Source organism: Pseudomonas sp. Irchel s3a18 (assembly GCF_900187535.1).
In the GTDB taxonomy this organism is placed as follows: Bacteria; Pseudomonadota; Gammaproteobacteria; order Pseudomonadales; family Pseudomonadaceae; genus Aquipseudomonas.
In genome coordinates this window covers 42,628-58,206 of record NZ_FYDV01000002.1, presented here as the reverse complement: position 1 = coordinate 58,206, position 15,579 = coordinate 42,628, and the positions used below count along the sequence as shown (strand labels likewise).

Annotated in this window: 12 protein-coding genes; 6 read left to right on the top strand and 6 right to left on the bottom strand. The window is 60.0% G+C overall.

From position 1 onward, the window contains the following. The first annotated feature begins 27 nt into the window (after positions 1 to 27). Entirely contained in the window at positions 28 to 630 is a 603-nt protein-coding gene (locus tag CKW29_RS03335) for a DsbA family protein (protein ID WP_172736438.1), read from the top strand. Then, a complete protein-coding gene (locus CKW29_RS03330; RefSeq protein WP_095147949.1) occupies positions 623 to 2,440 on the top strand; it encodes an ABC transporter ATP-binding protein in 1,818 nt (605 codons plus the stop codon). The genes CKW29_RS03335 and CKW29_RS03330 overlap by 8 nt, the downstream gene beginning before the upstream one ends. A 189-nt stretch (positions 2,441 to 2,629) precedes the next feature. On the opposite strand, the gene CKW29_RS03325 is transcribed toward CKW29_RS03330, so the two are convergent. Beyond that, on the bottom strand, positions 2,630 to 2,836 hold the full coding sequence (locus CKW29_RS03325) for a hypothetical protein (RefSeq protein WP_095147948.1): 207 nt from the start codon (positions 2,834 to 2,836) through the stop codon (positions 2,630 to 2,632). A 190-nt stretch (positions 2,837 to 3,026) separates the two neighbouring features. Between CKW29_RS03325 and CKW29_RS03320 the strand changes: the two genes are divergently transcribed. Together CKW29_RS03320 and CKW29_RS03315 are read left to right on the top strand one after the other, a co-directional pair. Continuing rightward, the gene (locus CKW29_RS03320; RefSeq protein WP_095147947.1) at positions 3,027 to 5,486 is read left to right on the top strand and encodes an EAL domain-containing protein; all 2,460 of its coding nucleotides are present in this window, start codon (positions 3,027 to 3,029) and stop codon (positions 5,484 to 5,486) included. A 78-nt stretch (positions 5,487 to 5,564) separates the two neighbouring features. Continuing rightward, the gene (locus CKW29_RS03315; protein WP_371850638.1) at positions 5,565 to 6,326 is read left to right on the top strand and encodes a TenA family transcriptional regulator; all 762 of its coding nucleotides are present in this window, start codon (positions 5,565 to 5,567) and stop codon (positions 6,324 to 6,326) included. Between the two features lie 58 nt (positions 6,327 to 6,384). Here the strand turns inward: CKW29_RS03315 and CKW29_RS03310 are convergent, their stop codons facing one another. The 5 genes from CKW29_RS03310 to CKW29_RS03290 all read right to left on the bottom strand — a co-directional run bounded on the left by CKW29_RS03310 (position 6,385) and on the right by CKW29_RS03290 (position 11,299). Continuing rightward, positions 6,385 to 7,311, bottom strand: a complete 927-nt coding sequence (locus CKW29_RS03310) for a GGDEF domain-containing protein (RefSeq protein ID WP_095143926.1) — start codon at positions 7,309 to 7,311, stop codon at positions 6,385 to 6,387. 370 nt (positions 7,312 to 7,681) lie between these two features. After that, complete coding sequence (locus CKW29_RS03305) at positions 7,682 to 8,422, bottom strand: YciK family oxidoreductase (RefSeq protein ID WP_095143925.1); 741 nt, start codon at positions 8,420 to 8,422, stop codon at positions 7,682 to 7,684. 107 nt (positions 8,423 to 8,529) lie between these two features. Continuing rightward, positions 8,530 to 9,201, bottom strand: a complete 672-nt coding sequence (gene mupP / locus CKW29_RS03300) for an N-acetylmuramic acid 6-phosphate phosphatase MupP (RefSeq protein ID WP_095143924.1) — start codon at positions 9,199 to 9,201, stop codon at positions 8,530 to 8,532. Between the two features lie 4 nt (positions 9,202 to 9,205). After that, on the bottom strand, positions 9,206 to 9,904 hold the full coding sequence (gene ubiG / locus CKW29_RS03295) for a bifunctional 2-polyprenyl-6-hydroxyphenol methylase/3-demethylubiquinol 3-O-methyltransferase UbiG (RefSeq protein WP_095078309.1): 699 nt from the start codon (positions 9,902 to 9,904) through the stop codon (positions 9,206 to 9,208). 63 nt (positions 9,905 to 9,967) lie between these two features. Further along, a complete protein-coding gene (locus CKW29_RS03290) occupies positions 9,968 to 11,299 on the bottom strand; it encodes a TRZ/ATZ family hydrolase (RefSeq protein WP_095143923.1) in 1,332 nt (443 codons plus the stop codon). Positions 11,300 to 11,407: 108 nt separating this feature from the next. Between CKW29_RS03290 and mtnA the strand changes: the two genes are divergently transcribed. Both mtnA and gyrA read left to right on the top strand, forming a co-directional pair. Beyond that, positions 11,408 to 12,484: an S-methyl-5-thioribose-1-phosphate isomerase gene (gene mtnA / locus CKW29_RS03285; RefSeq protein ID WP_095147946.1), complete on the top strand. Its 1,077-nt coding sequence runs from the start codon at positions 11,408 to 11,410 to the stop codon at positions 12,482 to 12,484. Between the two features lie 424 nt (positions 12,485 to 12,908). Next, on the top strand, positions 12,909 to 15,578 hold the full coding sequence (gene gyrA, locus CKW29_RS03280) for a DNA gyrase subunit A (RefSeq protein WP_095143921.1): 2,670 nt from the start codon (positions 12,909 to 12,911) through the stop codon (positions 15,576 to 15,578). The last annotated feature ends 1 nt before the right edge of the window (position 15,579 follow it).

Sequence of the window (15,579 nt, the reverse complement as noted above, 5' to 3'; positions counted from 1 at the left end):
GCGCGCCTGCTCTATGTAATGGACCCGATGTGTTCCTGGTGCTGGGGGTTTGCCCCGGTGGCCGAGGCCCTGGTAGAGCAGGCACAGGCCGCAGGCGTAGACGTGCACCTGGTGGTTGGCGGCTTGCGCACCGGTAGCGGTGCGGCGCTGGAACCCACCACCCGGCGCTATATTCTCGAACACTGGCAGGCCGTCATGCAGGCGACCGGTCAGCCGTTCACGTTTGAAGGCGCATTGCCTGACGGTTTTGTCTATGACACCGAGCCGGCCTGTCGCGCCTTGGTGACTGCGCGCAGTCTGGCGCCGGATTGCGCCTGGAAACTGCTCAAACTCATCCAGCAGGCGTTTTATGTGCAAGGTCGCGATGTAACCCACGCCAGCGTATTGGTGGAGCTGGCCGAGCAAGCGGGTTTGCCGCGTATCGAGTTCGCCGCGGCCTTCGATCGTGCCGAACAGCATGCCGCGACGGCGGCAGACTTTACCTGGGTTCAGGACTTGGGGATTGCCGGATTCCCGACCTTGCTGGCCGAGCGCAATGGTCAATTGGCGTTGTTGACCAATGGCTACCAGGCCCTCGACGAACTGTCCCCGTTGCTCGGCCGTTGGCTGGAGCGCGCTGCCTGTGTATGACCCGCTTGACGATGTGCAGCCACCCAGGCAGGTCGACCGGCTGAGTTGGGCGGAAATCCGTCGACTGGCCCTGCGTCATAAGAAAGCCTTGTGGATTGCCAATGGTGTCGCCGTACTGGCGACCCTGTGCAGTGTGCCGATCCCTCTGCTGTTGCCGTTGCTGGTGGACGAAGTCCTGCTGGGGCATGGCGACGCGGCCTTGAAGGTGATGAACCACGCATTGCCCGCCGCCTGGCAAAGCGCTGCTGGCTATATCGGCCTGATGCTCTTCGCCACCTTGACCCTGCGTTGTGGCGCGTTGCTGTTCAACGTCGTGCAGGCGCGCTTGTTTGCAGGCTTGGCCAAGGACATTGTGTATCGCCTGCGCCTGCGCTTGATCGAGCGCCTCAAGTGCATTTCCCTCGGCGAGTACGAGAGCCTGGGCAGTGGCACCGTGACCACGCATCTGGTCACTGACCTGGACACGATCGATAAATTCGTCGGCGAAACCCTCAGCCGCTTTCTGGTGGCGATGCTGACGCTGGTGGGCACCGCCGGCATCCTGATGTGGATGCACTGGCAGCTGGCATTGTTGATTCTGCTGTTCAATCCGCTGGTGATCTACGCCACGGTGCAGTTGGGCAAGCGGGTCAAGCACCTGAAGAAGCTGGAGAACGACAGCACCTCGCGGTTCACCCAGGCGCTGACCGAAACCCTGGAAGCCATTCAGGAAGTCCGTGCGGGCAACCGTCAGGGCTTTTTCCTCGGTCGGCTGGGCAAGCGCGCGCAGGAAGTGCGCAACTACGCCGTCAACTCACAGTGGAAGAGTGACGCCTCAAGCCGCGCCAGCGGTCTGCTGTTCCAGTTCGGCATCGACATCTTTCGCGCCGCCGCCATGCTCACGGTGTTGTTTTCCGACCTGTCCATCGGCCAGATGCTGGCGGTGTTCAGCTATCTCTGGTTCATGATTGGCCCGGTGGAGCAGTTGTTGAATCTGCAATACGCCTATTACGCGGCCGGCGGTGCGCTGAGCAGAATCAACGAGCTGCTGTCGCGTGCCGACGAACCCCAATACCCCGGTGGCGTGGACCCGTTCAAAGGTCGGGAAACCGTGGGCATCGAAGTGCAGGGCCTGAGTTTCAGCTATGGCGAGGAGCCGGTGCTGGAGCAGTTGAACCTGTCCATCTCGCCCGGTGAAAAGGTGGCCATCGTGGGGGCCAGCGGCGGCGGTAAAAGCACCCTGGTGCAATTGCTGCTGGGGCTATACACGCCGCAGGCGGGCAGTATTCGATTTGGTGGGGTGACCCAGCAGGACATTGGCCTGGAAACCGTGCGCGAGCATGTCGCGGTGGTACTGCAACACCCGGCGCTGTTCAATGACACCGTCCGCTCCAACCTGACCATGGGCCGCGAGCGCAGCGACGAGGCCTGCTGGCAGGCGCTGGAAATTGCCCAGCTCGACGGGACGGTCAAGGCCTTGCCCCAAGGGCTGGACAGTGTCCTTGGCCGTTCCGGTGTGCGTTTGTCCGGTGGTCAGCGCCAGCGCCTGGCCATTGCTCGCATGGTATTGGCCGAGCCAAAGGTGGTCATCCTCGACGAAGCCACGTCGGCCCTGGATGCCGCCACCGAATACAACTTGCACCAGGCACTGGCGCGGTTCCTCAGTGGCCGTACCACGCTGATCATTGCTCATCGGTTATCCGCGGTTAAACAGGCCGATCGAGTGCTGGTATTCGATGGTGGCAGCGTTGCCGAAGATGGCGACCATCAGCAACTGATTGCCGATGGTGGGCTGTACGCCAAGCTGTATGGGCATTTGCAGCAGCACTGATTAGCGGCGGGTAAGTTCGATTGGCTGGAAGGTCGCTCGGGTTTTGTGCGCGCTGGATAGGAGGGAGATCCTGCAGTCTCTTCATTGCCTGATCAATTTTCACGATGTCTGTGGCGAAGATAGAGCAGGCTCCGCTCGAGGGTGTCCTGCCGGTGAACAGATTATCGAGTATGTTCGCGCTAGATTCCTTTACGTCTGCCGATACACCGGCATTGGATTTCCAGAGTTCTTGCTACTGGATAAGTCGTTAGCAATCTCTTTCGTCCGGTGTTCAAGCATCAGGGCTTCGCCAGACAGTGCGATGGCACGTGCCTTGGCGTCGTGCAGATGAGTCAGTAATGCACCCAATTCGTCCAAATAGACCCAGATATTGCTGGTATGGCGTTGCAGAAGCATTCGTCGATTGCAGGGTAGAGGCTACTCTTGAAAGGAACTGTCAGTTTCAAGGCCTCTAAAACAATGCTGTCGGTACATATGTAGTGACGTTTGCAACTGTGCCCGCTTGCCGGGATCGACAACCGGCCCTAGTCTAGCTGTAGCGATCTGGCCCGAACGGCAGTCGGGCAGTGTTTGCGCAAGGAATCTCATGAAGCAAAAACGGACTCTCGGAACGCCACGGTTGTTAGGCATTGTCTGGCCATTTATTGCCGTCGTGCTGTTTCAGGCCCTCCTGGGTGGGGTCAGCCTTTATGTGTTGTCGGCGGTTCGTGGCTACGTAGCTGGTGAGAGCCTGTGGTCCAAGGGCCAGAAAGACGCGATTTACTTCCTGAATCTTTACGCTGACGATCACAGCGAGTCGACGTTTCTCAAGTACCAGGGCGCCATGGCGGTGCCTCAAGGTGGCCATGACCTGCGGGTTGCCCTGGACCAGCAGCCACCGGATCTGGAGGCAGCCCGGCGCGGTATCCTCCAAGGGGGGAATCACCCGGACGATGTGGCGCGCGTAATCTGGCTGTATTTGAATTTCCGCCATTTCAGTTACATGGAAACCGCCATTGATCGCTGGACGGTGGGCGATGAGTATCTGGTTCAGCTCGATAATGTCGCTCATGACATGCATCGGCGTATTGCGAGCAATCAAGCGACACCAGCCGATATCCAGCAGTGGAAAGCCCGGATATTTGCCATCAATGAAGCGGTAACACCCGCAGCCAAAGCGTTCAGCGATGCATTGGGCGAGGGGGCGCGAATGATCCTGCGGCTCCTGTTGCTCACTAACCTGGCGACGGCACTTGGGTTGATTGTCCTGGCGTTGTGGCGCACCCATAAGCTTCTGGCACAGCGCCATGCGTTTGCCGATGCCTTGCAGCTGGAAAAAGAGCGCGCGCAAATCACCTTGCAGTCGATCGGTGATGGCGTGATTACCACTGATGTGGACGGCGCCATTGCGTTCATGAACCCGGCGGCGGAGGCGTTGACCCACTGGAAGGCCGAGCAGGCGATAGGCTTGCCCTTGGCGGCATTGTTCAATCTGCTGGATGAGAACGCCCAGGCTGAAGGCTTCACCTTGATCGAGCACATCCTCAGCGGTCAGTTGAGGGGGGGCAGTGAGCATTCCAAGCTGATTCAGCGACTGGACGGCAGTACGGTTTCGGTCGCGCTGGTCGGGGCGCCCATCCACTCAGCCGGTAAAGTCAGTGGCACCGTGCTGGTGCTGCACGACATGACCCAGGAGCGGCAGTACATTGCCAACCTGTCCTGGCAGGCGACCCACGACGCCCTGACCGGGCTGGCCAACCGTAGGGAGTTCGAGTATCGCCTGGAGCAGGCGCTGCACAATCTGGCGCGCCAGCCTGCCCGGCATGCCTTGATGTTTCTCGATCTGGACCAGTTCAAACTGGTCAACGACACCTGCGGGCATGCCGCGGGTGACGAGCTGCTGCGGCATATCTGTGCGTTGTTGCAGTCGGGATTGCGCGAGGGCGACACCCTGGCCCGTCTGGGCGGTGACGAGTTCGGGATACTGCTGGAAAACTGTTCGGCGCAAGCTTCGGAAAAAATAGCCGAAGGCCTGCGCCAGACGGTGCAAAACCTGCATTTTGTCTGGAAGGGTCGGCCGTTCGTGACCACCGTCAGCCTCGGCCTGGTGCACATCGCGCACAATTCGACGACCCTTGAAGCGTTACTGCGTGCCGCTGATATGGCGTGCTACATGGCCAAGGAAAAGGGCCGCAACCGGGTTCAGGTCTATCATGCCGACGATTCGGAGTTGTCCTTGCGCTTCGGGGAAATGGCCTGGGTGCAACGCTTGCATATTGCGCTCGAGGAGAACCGTTTCTGCCTGTACGCGCAGGAAATCGCGGCCCTGGGGCACGTCGACGGTGGCAGGGGGCATATTGAGATCCTGCTGCGGTTACATGACGAAGCCGGGCGGATGATTTTACCGGACAGTTTTATTCCCGCGGCCGAACGCTACGGGCTGATGACATCGCTGGATCGCTGGGTTGTCGAGAACGTGTTCAAGGTTATTGCGCAATCTATTGCCCAAGAGCGCGAAGGGCCGATGGCCATGTGTGCGATAAATCTGTCAGGCATTACCATCGGCGATGATGACTTTTTAATCTTTTTGCGCAAACAATTCATTGCATATGACATTCCGCCTGAAATGATTTGTTTTGAAATCACCGAAACAAGTGCGATCGCCAACTTGGCCAGTGCAATCAAATTTATTAACGAACTCAAAGGCTTAGGTTGCCATTTTTCGCTGGACGACTTTTGTGCTGGAATGTCCTCATTCGCGTATCTGAAACATTTACCTGTAGACTTCCTGAAGATCGACGGGAGTTTCGTAAAGGATATGCTGGACGACCCGATTAACCGTGCAATGGTCGAAGTGATCAATCACATCGGTCATGTCATGGGTAAGCGCACGATTGCCGAGTTTGTTGAAACACCGCAGATCGAGCAGGCACTGCTGGAGATCGGCGTGGATTATGCTCAGGGTTACATTATTGAACGCCCGCAATTGTTTACCTGCGACAGCTTGTTATGTCGGCCCGCCAGACCGCAGCCACTGTTATTCAAGGCGCCTGGCACGTTCCGCTGAAGTCTCTTGCTGATCCGTACAATCACAATCAAAAGGAGTGTGACAGTGATCGATGCATTCAACAGATCCGGCCCGCTTATGGAAGCCGCAAGTTACCCTGCCTGGGCTCAGCAACTGATCCAGGATTGCAGCGAGAGCAAACGCCGGGTTGTAGAACACGAATTGTATCAGCGGATGCGGGATAACAAACTCAGTGCCAGGACCATGCGCCAGTACTTGGTTGGCGGCTGGCCGGTGGTTGAACAGTTTGCCTTGTATATGGCGCAAAACCTCACCAAGACCCGCTTCGCCCGCCACCCGGGCGAGGACATGGCGCGTCGCTGGCTGATGCGCAACATTCGGGTTGAACTCAACCATGCCGACTACTGGGTGCACTGGAGTCGCGCGCACGGTGTCAGCCTCGAGGACTTGCAGGCGCAACAGGTGCCCCCCGAACTCCATGCGCTGAGTCATTGGTGCTGGCATACCAGTTCGGCAGACTCGCTGATTGTGGCCATTGCCGCGACCAACTACGCCATTGAGGGGGCGACCGGGGAATGGTCGGCACTGGTGTGCTCCAGCGGGATCTACGCTGCAGCGTTTCCGGAAGAGGACCGCAAGCGTGCGATGAAGTGGCTGAAAATGCACGCTCAGTATGATGATGCCCATCCGTGGGAGGCTCTGGAGATCATCTGCACCCTGGCGGGTCTCAACCCGAGCAAGTCGCTACAGCTCGAGTTGCGTCAGGCGATCTGCAAAAGCTACGACTACATGTACCTGTTTCTGGAGCGCTGCATGCAATGGGAGCGCGCGGAAAAGGCGCCGGTAGTCCGTGAGCGCAGGGCGTTGGTCGAAAGCTGATCAGTCGTCAATGTGTGGGGGCACCGGGTCTGGGGGTTGAGTGGTGTTCCTGAAAGGCTCAACCGGCCATCGCCAGTCGATTACGCCCCTCGCGCTTGGCCACATACAATGCACTGTCGGCGCGGCGCAACAGGCTTTGCGCGGACTCGCCCGGCAGTAGCGTTGAACACCCGAGGCTGACGGTCAGTTCGATCAGCGTCTCATCGGCCTGGTAGTCTTCGGCTTGCGCGGCATACCGAAGACGTTCCCCCACCATGGCTGCGGCCTCGCGGCTGGTGTTGGACAGCAGGATCAGAAACTCCTCGCCGCCAAAGCGAAATACCATGTCGACGTTGCGCAACTGGTTCTTGATCGAGTTCGCGACGGCCTTGAGTACCTCATCGCCGGCACTGTGGCCGTGGGTGTCATTGATGCGCTTGAAGTGATCGATGTCGAGCATCAGTAGCGACAGCGGCTGCGTGTGCCTGCGGGCCATGTCGATTTCGCGCTGCAGCGTCTGATCCATGGCAATACGGTTGCCGGTACCCGTCAATGGGTCGCGCAGTGCGCTTTGCGTGGCGGCCCGATAGAGCAGGGCATTGCGCATCGGGAACAGTAGGGCCGACAGCAAGGACTCGAGGTTGGCCTGATCCTGTTCGTTGAAGCGCTGATTGCGACGGAACGCCAGTTCGCCCAACTGTTGACCTTCGTGGCTCAGGCTGTAGGTGATCGAGTGATGCCCGCGCTGACCGAATTCCAGCCGAAGGTCGCTGGCCTTGTGCTGGAAGCGCAACGCATCCAGTGGGACCAGGCGTTGAACTTCGCGAAAAAACAGTCCCAAGATACGCTGCGGCTCAAGGCTGGTTTGCAGTTGCAGGCCCATTTGCTGGCGCAGCTGACCCAGGCTGGCAGGGCGCTCCAGAAGGGGAGGGATTTGACCAAAGCCCAGGCGTTGCAATTTAGCGCTATCAAAGTCAATTGCGTCGGTCTGGGGCAGAAATTTCATATGGCGTGAGCCTCTAAGCAGGATGCTGTCTTACAGGCTGGGTGAGAGCGGCATTGGGCTGCACGTCATACTGTTCCATCAGTCTCGTAGGACATTTGGCTTGAGTTTAGACTGCTTTGCCAGGCCGAAGTGTAGGGTTTCCCGAGCACTCACACGCTGCATGTTTATGCAGGATTAGAGCGAAAGTCATGCCATTCGGTTCAGTCGGATAAAAGTCTTTAAAAATCAGTTTGTTAGTTTGAAATGACGAACAGTCTCGAATGCAATGATGGCATTTGATTGGCGGCTATGGCGGCTATGGCGGTCCGGCCGCGCTCAACAACATGCCGCGACGGAATGCCGTCGCGGCAGAGCCCTGTGCCTTAGGGTGTTACTGGGCGTCGAAGGCCTGACCGTTGATGCCGGTGCTGTCCGGGCCCATCAGGTACAGATAGACCGGCATGATCTCTTCCGGTGTCGGGTTGTTGACCGGGTTTTCGCCGGGGTACGCTTGAGCGCGCATGCTGGTGCGGGTTGCCCCGGGGTTGATGCTGTTGGCGCGAACCGGTGCGACGGTGTCGAGTTCGTCGGCCAGGGTCTGCATCAGCCCTTCGGTCGCGAACTTGGATACGCCATAGGCGCCCCAGTAGGCCCGGCCTTTACGCCCGACGCTGCTGGAGGTGAAGATCACCGAGGCGTCCCGGGACAGCTTGAGCAGTGGCAACAGGGTGCTGGTCAGCATGAACATGGCATTGACGTTGACTTGCATCACGCGCATGAAGTTCTCGCCGGACAGTTGTTCCAGTGGCGTGCGCGGGCCGATGATCGAGGCGTTGTGCAGCAGGCCGTCAAGGTGACCGAATTCGGTTTCGATCATGGCGGCCAGCTCGTCGTACTGGTGCGGCAGGGCGGTTTCCAGGTTGAACGGGATCACGGCGGGCTGTGGATAACCGGCGGCTTCGATGTCGTCGTAGACCTGAGTCAGATTGGCTTCGGTCTTGCCCAGCAGCAGCACGGTTGCGCCGTGAGCGGCATAGGTCTTCGCAGCGGCAGCGCCGATCCCGCGACCGGCACCGGTGACCAGGATGACCCGGTCCTTGAGCAGTTCAGGGCGGGCGGAGTAATCAAACATAAAAAACCTCAACAAATCAGTAAGCGGGCCATGGCGACCGCTGTGCGGTCATTCGCGGGCAATTCGGATCGCGAAGACGTCAGTGCTGACAGCTCGACTGCGCCTGTTTAACAGGAGCACAGCGCGCTATCGAGCACCTTGCGCAACTCCAGCGGATGATCCACGACCACATCGGCACCCCAGTGCCTTGGGTTGTCGTCAGGATGAATATAGCCGTAGGTGACCGCGGCGGTCCTGGTGCCGGCGTCGCGTCCCGACTCGATATCGCGCAAGTCATCGCCCACGAACAGCACATCGGCCGGGTCCAGGTCGAGCATGCGGCACGCCAGAATCAAGGGTTCCGGGTCGGGCTTGCTGTTCTTCACGTGATCGGGGCAGATAAGCAGGGCGGAGCGTTCGGCCAGTCCCAGCTGCTGCATGATCGGCTCGGCGAAACGCAGCGGCTTGTTGGTGACCACGCCCCAGATCAGCCTGGATTGTTCGATGTCGGCCAGCAGCTCGGCCATGCCGTCGAACAGTCGGCTGTGCACCGCGCAGCCTGCGACATAACGCTCCAGAAACTCCAGGCGCAACGCCTCGAAGCCTGGCGATTCCGGGTCCATCATGAAGGTCGCGGCGACCATGGCTTTCGCCCCGCCGGAAATCTCGTCGCGGATGCGTTTGTCCGGGATCGCCGGTAAACCACGGTCGGCGAGCATGGACTGGCAGATGGCGATGAAGTCCGGAGCGGTGTCGAGCAGGGTGCCGTCCATGTCGAAAAGAACTGCTCTGATTGCCATGGGCTTACTCCTCGCGCAAGGTCTGGATCATGTAGTTGACGTCAACGTCGCTGGCCAGCTTGTAGTGCTTGGTCAGTGGGTTGTAGGTCAGGCCGATGATGTCCTTGACGGTCAGGCCGGCCGAGCGGCTCCAGGCGCCGAGTTCGGAAGGGCGGATGAATTTCTTGAAGTCGTGAGTGCCGCGAGGCAGCAACTTCATGATGTATTCCGCGCCGACGATGGCAAACAGGTATGCCTTCGGGTTGCGGTTGATGGTCGAGAAGAACACCTGGCCACCCGGCTTGACCATGCGATAGCACGCACGAATCACCGACGAGGGGTCCGGTACGTGCTCGAGCATTTCCAGGCAAGTGACCACGTCGAACTGCCCGGGCATTTCCTCGGCCAGGGCTTCGGCGGTGATCTGGCGGTACTCCACGTTGACGCCGGATTCGAGCTGGTGCAGTTGAGCAACCGCCAGTGGCGCTTCACCCATGTCGATACCCATCACGGTGGCGCCGCGCTGGGCCATGGATTCGCTGAGGATGCCACCACCACAACCGACGTCCAGGACCTTCTTGCCGGCCAGGTTGACGCGTTCGTCAATCCAGTTGACCCGCAGCGGGTTGATGTCATGCAGTGGCTTGAACTCGCTTTCGCGGTCCCACCAGCGATGGGCCAGGGCCTCGAATTTGGCGATTTCAGCGTGGTCGACGTTGCTCATGGGTAATCCTCTGAATCTGAAAAATGCTGCTGTCAGCCTTGAGGTTCAACTCAAGGGATCGTTCTATTCGCTATGACCGCTGATACGCTTGCCCCAGGTGGTGGCGGTAGCGCACAGCTGTTGTTCATCAAGGCGCGTCAGGCGCCGGTCATCGAGCAGTTGCTTGCCGGCCACCCACAGGTGTTTCACGCAGTCCCGGCCGGTGGCATAGATCAGTTGCGAAACCGGGTCGTAGACCGGTTGCTGGGCCAGGCCGGACAGGTCGAAGGCCACCAGGTCCGCGGCCTTGCCGACTTCCAGGGAGCCCGTTTCGGTTTCCAGCCCCAGTGCTCGGGCACCGTTGAGGGTGGCCATGCGCAAGGCGCGGTGGGCATCCAGCGCCGTGGCCGAGCCGGCAACGGCCTTGGCGAGCAGGGCGGCGGTGCGGGTTTCGCCCAGCAAGTCCAGGTCATTATTGCTGGCCGCGCCATCGGTGCCGACGGCGACGTTGACACCGGCCTGCCACAGGCGCTCCACCGGGCAGAAGCCACTGGCCAGCTTGAGGTTGGATTCCGGGCAATGAATGACGCTGCTGTTGCTTTCTACCAGCAATGCCAGGTCTTCTTCGCTGATTTGCGTCATATGAACGGCCTGAAAGCGTGGCCCGAGCAGGCCCAGGCGCGCCAGTCGGGCCAATGGCCGCTCGCCGCGCTGTTCGGCCGACTGCTGTACCTCGAACGCGGTTTCATGAACGTGCATGTGAATCGCGGCGTCCAGTTCCTCGGCGATCACCCGGATTTTCTCGAGGTTTTCGTCACCAACGGTGTAGGGTGCATGAGGGCCGAAGGCAATGTTGATGCGCGGGTGATGCTTGAGGTCGCTGAACAGCTCGACACCCTGGCGGATGGCCTCATCGGCGTCGCTGGCACCGGGAATCGGAAAGTCGAGGATCGGAATGGCGATCTGGGCGCGAATGCCGCTGTTGTGTACGCGCTCACTGGCAACTTTCGGGAAGAAATACATGTCCGAGAAACAGGTGATGCCACCTTTGATTTGCTCGGCAATGGCCAGGTCCGTGCCGTCGCGCACGAAGGCTTCGTCGACCCATTTGCCCTCGGCCGGCCAGATGTGCTGTTCCAGCCAGGTCATCAGGGGCAAATCATCGGCCAGGCCGCGGAACAGGGTCATCGCCGCATGCCCGTGGGCATTGATCAGCCCGGGGCTGAGCAACGTGCCCGGCAGTTCGCGGACTTCGGTTGCCTCAAGCTTCAGGGCTTCATTACGTGGACCGATGAAGGCAATTCGCCCGTCACGAATGCCCAGGCCATGCTCCTTGAGCACCACGCCAGCAGGTTCGACAGGGACTAACCAGGTCGGCAGCAAGAGCAGGTCGAGCGCGGCGGCAGGGTTCGGCATCGGGGGTTCGGTCCAGTGCTTTTATAAAGGATGGCGAAGTATACCCGAGCGTCTTCGCCGGGGGATCGCTATAATCGACGGCTTTTGTTCATGAGTGCGGGGTGAGGGATGCGCGATCGACTGTTGGCAGCCGAGAAAGTGAAAGCCATCGATTGGCGGGACGGCGCCCTGTACCTGCTGGATCAGCGCATTCTGCCATTCGAAGAGCGCTGGATCGCCTATACCAGTGCGGCGGGCGTGGCCGAGGCCATTCGCGCCATGGTGGTGCGTGGTGCGCCGGCCATCGGCATCAGTGCCGCCTATGGCGTGGTGTTGGCGGCGCGTGCGCGCTTTGCCAAAGGTGGCGACTGGCAGGCAGCGCTGGAGGAAGATTTTGCGCTGCTGGCTGATTCGCGACCGACCGCGGTCAATCTGTTCTGGGCGCTGGGCCGCATGCGCGAGCGTCTGGAGCGACTCAAGGGGCACGCCGACCCATTGGCCGCCCTCGAGGCCGAGGCGCTGGCGATCCACGAAAGCGATCGTGAGGCCAACCTGACCATGGCACAGTTGGGCGTGGATCTGATCCGCAAGCATCAGGGCAATGCCCAGGCCATTCTGACGCACTGCAACACCGGCGCGCTGGCCACGGGGGGCTTTGGCACGGCGCTGGGAGTGATTCGCGGGGCGTTTATCGAGGGGATGGTCGAGCGGGTGTATGCCGACGAAACCCGGCCATGGCTGCAAGGCTCGCGCCTGACCGCGTGGGAACTGGCCAACGAAGGTATTCCGGTGACCCTCAACGCCGACTCCGCCGCCGCCCACATCATGAAGACCAAGGGCATTACCTGGGTGATTGTCGGCGCGGACCGCATTACCGCCAATGGTGATGTGGCGAACAAGATCGGCACCTACCAGCTCGCGGTCAATGCCATGCACCACGGTGTGCGCTTCATGGTTGTGGCGCCGAGCTCGACGATTGACATGAACCTGGCCAGCGGCGAAGACATCCCCATCGAAGAGCGTGATGGCAGTGAACTGCTGGATGTGGGTGGCAAGCGGGTGGGGGCGGATGTCGAGGCCTTCAATCCGGTGTTCGATGTCACCCCGGCGGACCTGATCGATGTGATCGTCACGGAAAAAGGCATCGTCGAGCGGCCCGATGCCGCGAAAATGGCGCAATTGATGTGCCGCAAGCGTCTGCATTGAGGGCTTTGGCGCCTGCCAGGTCGCCTTCGCGGGCAGGCTCGCTCCCAAAGGTTGTGTGATTGTCACCGGCCGATGAGGGAGCGGGCTTGCCCACGAAGAGACCCGAAAGCCAATGATCCAGCCTGAATCAGACCCTGATTCTTCATTCAAAGCAGCTCTAAGCCCCTCTGGCCCCCTTCAAGCCTGTCACCGGTCAACTAACTATGCTCCATGCGCATCAGGGGGATAGGTGCGTGGCGGCTCTTGTGATAACATCCGGCGGTTTCCAAGGCAGCCTCGCGGGCTTGCCTTTACTGCGCAGATCCATGGTTTAACTCGTTGATTTGTCGTAAGTCGGTGTATGGCACTCAGCCTGCAGCGGCGAGCTTCGTTCGTCCCATATGGATGTGACGAAGTTTCACCAGAAAAAGGAATCAGGCTTCTCATGGGCGAACTGGCCAAAGAAATCCTCCCGGTCAATATCGAAGACGAGCTGAAACAGTCCTACCTCGACTACGCGATGAGCGTAATTGTCGGGCGGGCACTGCCTGATGCGCGCGATGGCTTGAAGCCCGTGCATCGGCGTGTGCTGTTCGCAATGAGCGAGCTGGGTAACGATTTCAACAAGCCGTACAAGAAATCTGCCCGTGTTGTCGGTGACGTGATCGGTAAGTATCACCCGCATGGTGATACCGCGGTGTACGACACCATCGTTCGTATGGCGCAGCCATTCTCGCTGCGCTACCTGCTGGTAGACGGCCAGGGCAACTTCGGTTCGGTGGACGGCGACAACGCCGCGGCCATGCGATACACCGAAGTGCGCATGACCAAGCTGGCGCACGAGCTGCTGGCTGACCTGCACAAAGAAACCGTGGACTGGGTGCCGAACTACGACGGCACCGAGATGATCCCGGCGGTCATGCCGACCCGTATTCCCAACCTGCTGGTCAACGGCTCCAGCGGTATCGCCGTGGGCATGGCGACCAACATTCCGCCGCACAACCTCGGTGAAGTCATCGACGGTTGCCTGGCCCTCATCGACAATCCCGAGCTGACTGTCGACGAGCTGATGCAATACATCCCCGGTCCGGACTTCCCGACCGCAGCGATCATCAATGGTCGTGCCGGCATCATCGAAGCTTACCGCACCGGTCGCGGCCGCATTTACATGCGCGCCCGCTCGATGATCGAAGACATCGACAAGGTCGGTGGCCGTCAGCAGATCGTTATCACCGAACTCCCATACCAGCTGAACAAGGCCCGTCTGATCGAGAAGATCGCCGAGCTGGTTAAAGAGAAGAAACTCGAAGGCATCACCGAACTGCGCGACGAGTCCGACAAGGACGGTATGCGCGTCGTGATCGAGCTGCGTCGCGGTGAAGTGCCTGAGGTGATCCTCAACAACCTCTACGCCCAGACCCAGCTGCAAGCGGTATTCGGTATCAACATCGTCGCGCTGATCGACGGTCGTCCGCGGATCCTGAACCTCAAGGACCTGCTGGAAGCCTTCGTTCGTCACCGCCGCGAAGTCGTTACCCGCCGTACCGTGTTCGAGCTGCGTAAAGCGCGCGAGCGCGGTCATATCCTCGAAGGCCAGGCGGTTGCCCTGTCGAACATCGATCCGGTCATTGCCCTGATCAAGGCCTCGCCAACCCCGTCGGAAGCCAAGGAAGCGCTGGTCAGCACGCCTTGGGAGTCGTCCGCCGTGGTGGCGATGGTGGAGCGTGCCGGTGCGGATTCCTGCCGTCCGGAAAACCTCGACCCGCAATACGGTCTGCGCGAAGGCAAGTACTTCCTGTCGCCAGAGCAGGCGCAAGCCATTCTGGAGCTGCGTCTGCACCGCCTGACCGGCCTGGAACACGAAAAACTGCTGGCCGAGTATCAAGAGATCCTCAACCAGATCGGCGAGCTGATCCGCATCCTCAACAGCGCCACGCGCCTGATGGAAGTGATCCGCGAAGAGCTGGAAGTGATCCGTGCCGAATACGGCGATGTGCGCCGCACCGAAATTCTGGATGCGCGCCTGGACCTGACCCTGGGTGACATGATCCCGGAAGAAGAGCGCGTCGTGACCATTTCCCACGGTGGCTATGCCAAGACCCAGCCATTGGCTGCGTACCAGGCCCAGCGTCGTGGCGGTAAAGGCAAGTCGGCAACCGGCGTCAAGGATGAGGACTACATTGCTCACCTGCTGGTCGCCAACAGCCACACCACGCTGCTGCTGTTCTCCAGCAAGGGTAAGGTCTACTGGCTGAAAACCTACGAAATTCCGGAAGCCTCCCGCGCTGCCCGTGGTCGTCCGTTGGTCAACCTGCTGCCGCTGGATGACGGTGAGTACATCACCACCATGCTGCCGGTCGAGGAATACACCGAAGGTCACTACATCTTCATGGCGACCGCTAATGGCACCGTGAAGAAGACCCCGCTGGAATCCTTCAGTCGTCAGCGCAGCGTTGGCTTGATCGCGCTGGAGCTGGATGAAGGCGACGTATTGATCAGCGCTGCCATTACCGATGGCGAGCGTGAAGTCATGCTGTTCTCCGACGGCGGCAAGGTCACTCGCTTCAAAGAGTCCGACGTACGTGCCATGGGCCGTACCGCTCGTGGTGTGCGTGGCATGCGCCTGCCGGAAGGCCAGAAACTGATTTCCATGCTGATCCCGGAAGAAGGCAGCCAGATCCTCACGGCTTCCGCGCGTGGTTTCGGTAAACGTACCGCCATCACCGAGTTCCCTGAGTACAAGCGTGGCGGCCAGGGCGTTATCGCCATGGTCAGCAACGACCGTAACGGCCGTCTGGTCGGTGCAGTCCAGGTGCTCGACGGTGAGGAAATCATGCTGATTTCCGACCAGGGGACCCTGGTGCGTACCCGGGTTGACGAAGTGTCGAGCCTGGGTCGTAACACCCAGGGCGTGACCCTGATCAAGCTGGCCGGCGATGAAACGCTGGTAGGCCTGGAGCGGGTTCAGGAACCGTCGGAAGTCGAAGGCGAAGAGCTGGAAGGCGAAGAGGGTGCTGAGCTTGACGGTGTCGTACTCGATGCCGGTGCCGAGCCGGATGACGGTGTTGAAAGCCAGCAAGCCGACGCAGCTGACGAAGAAGAGCCGCAAGACTAAC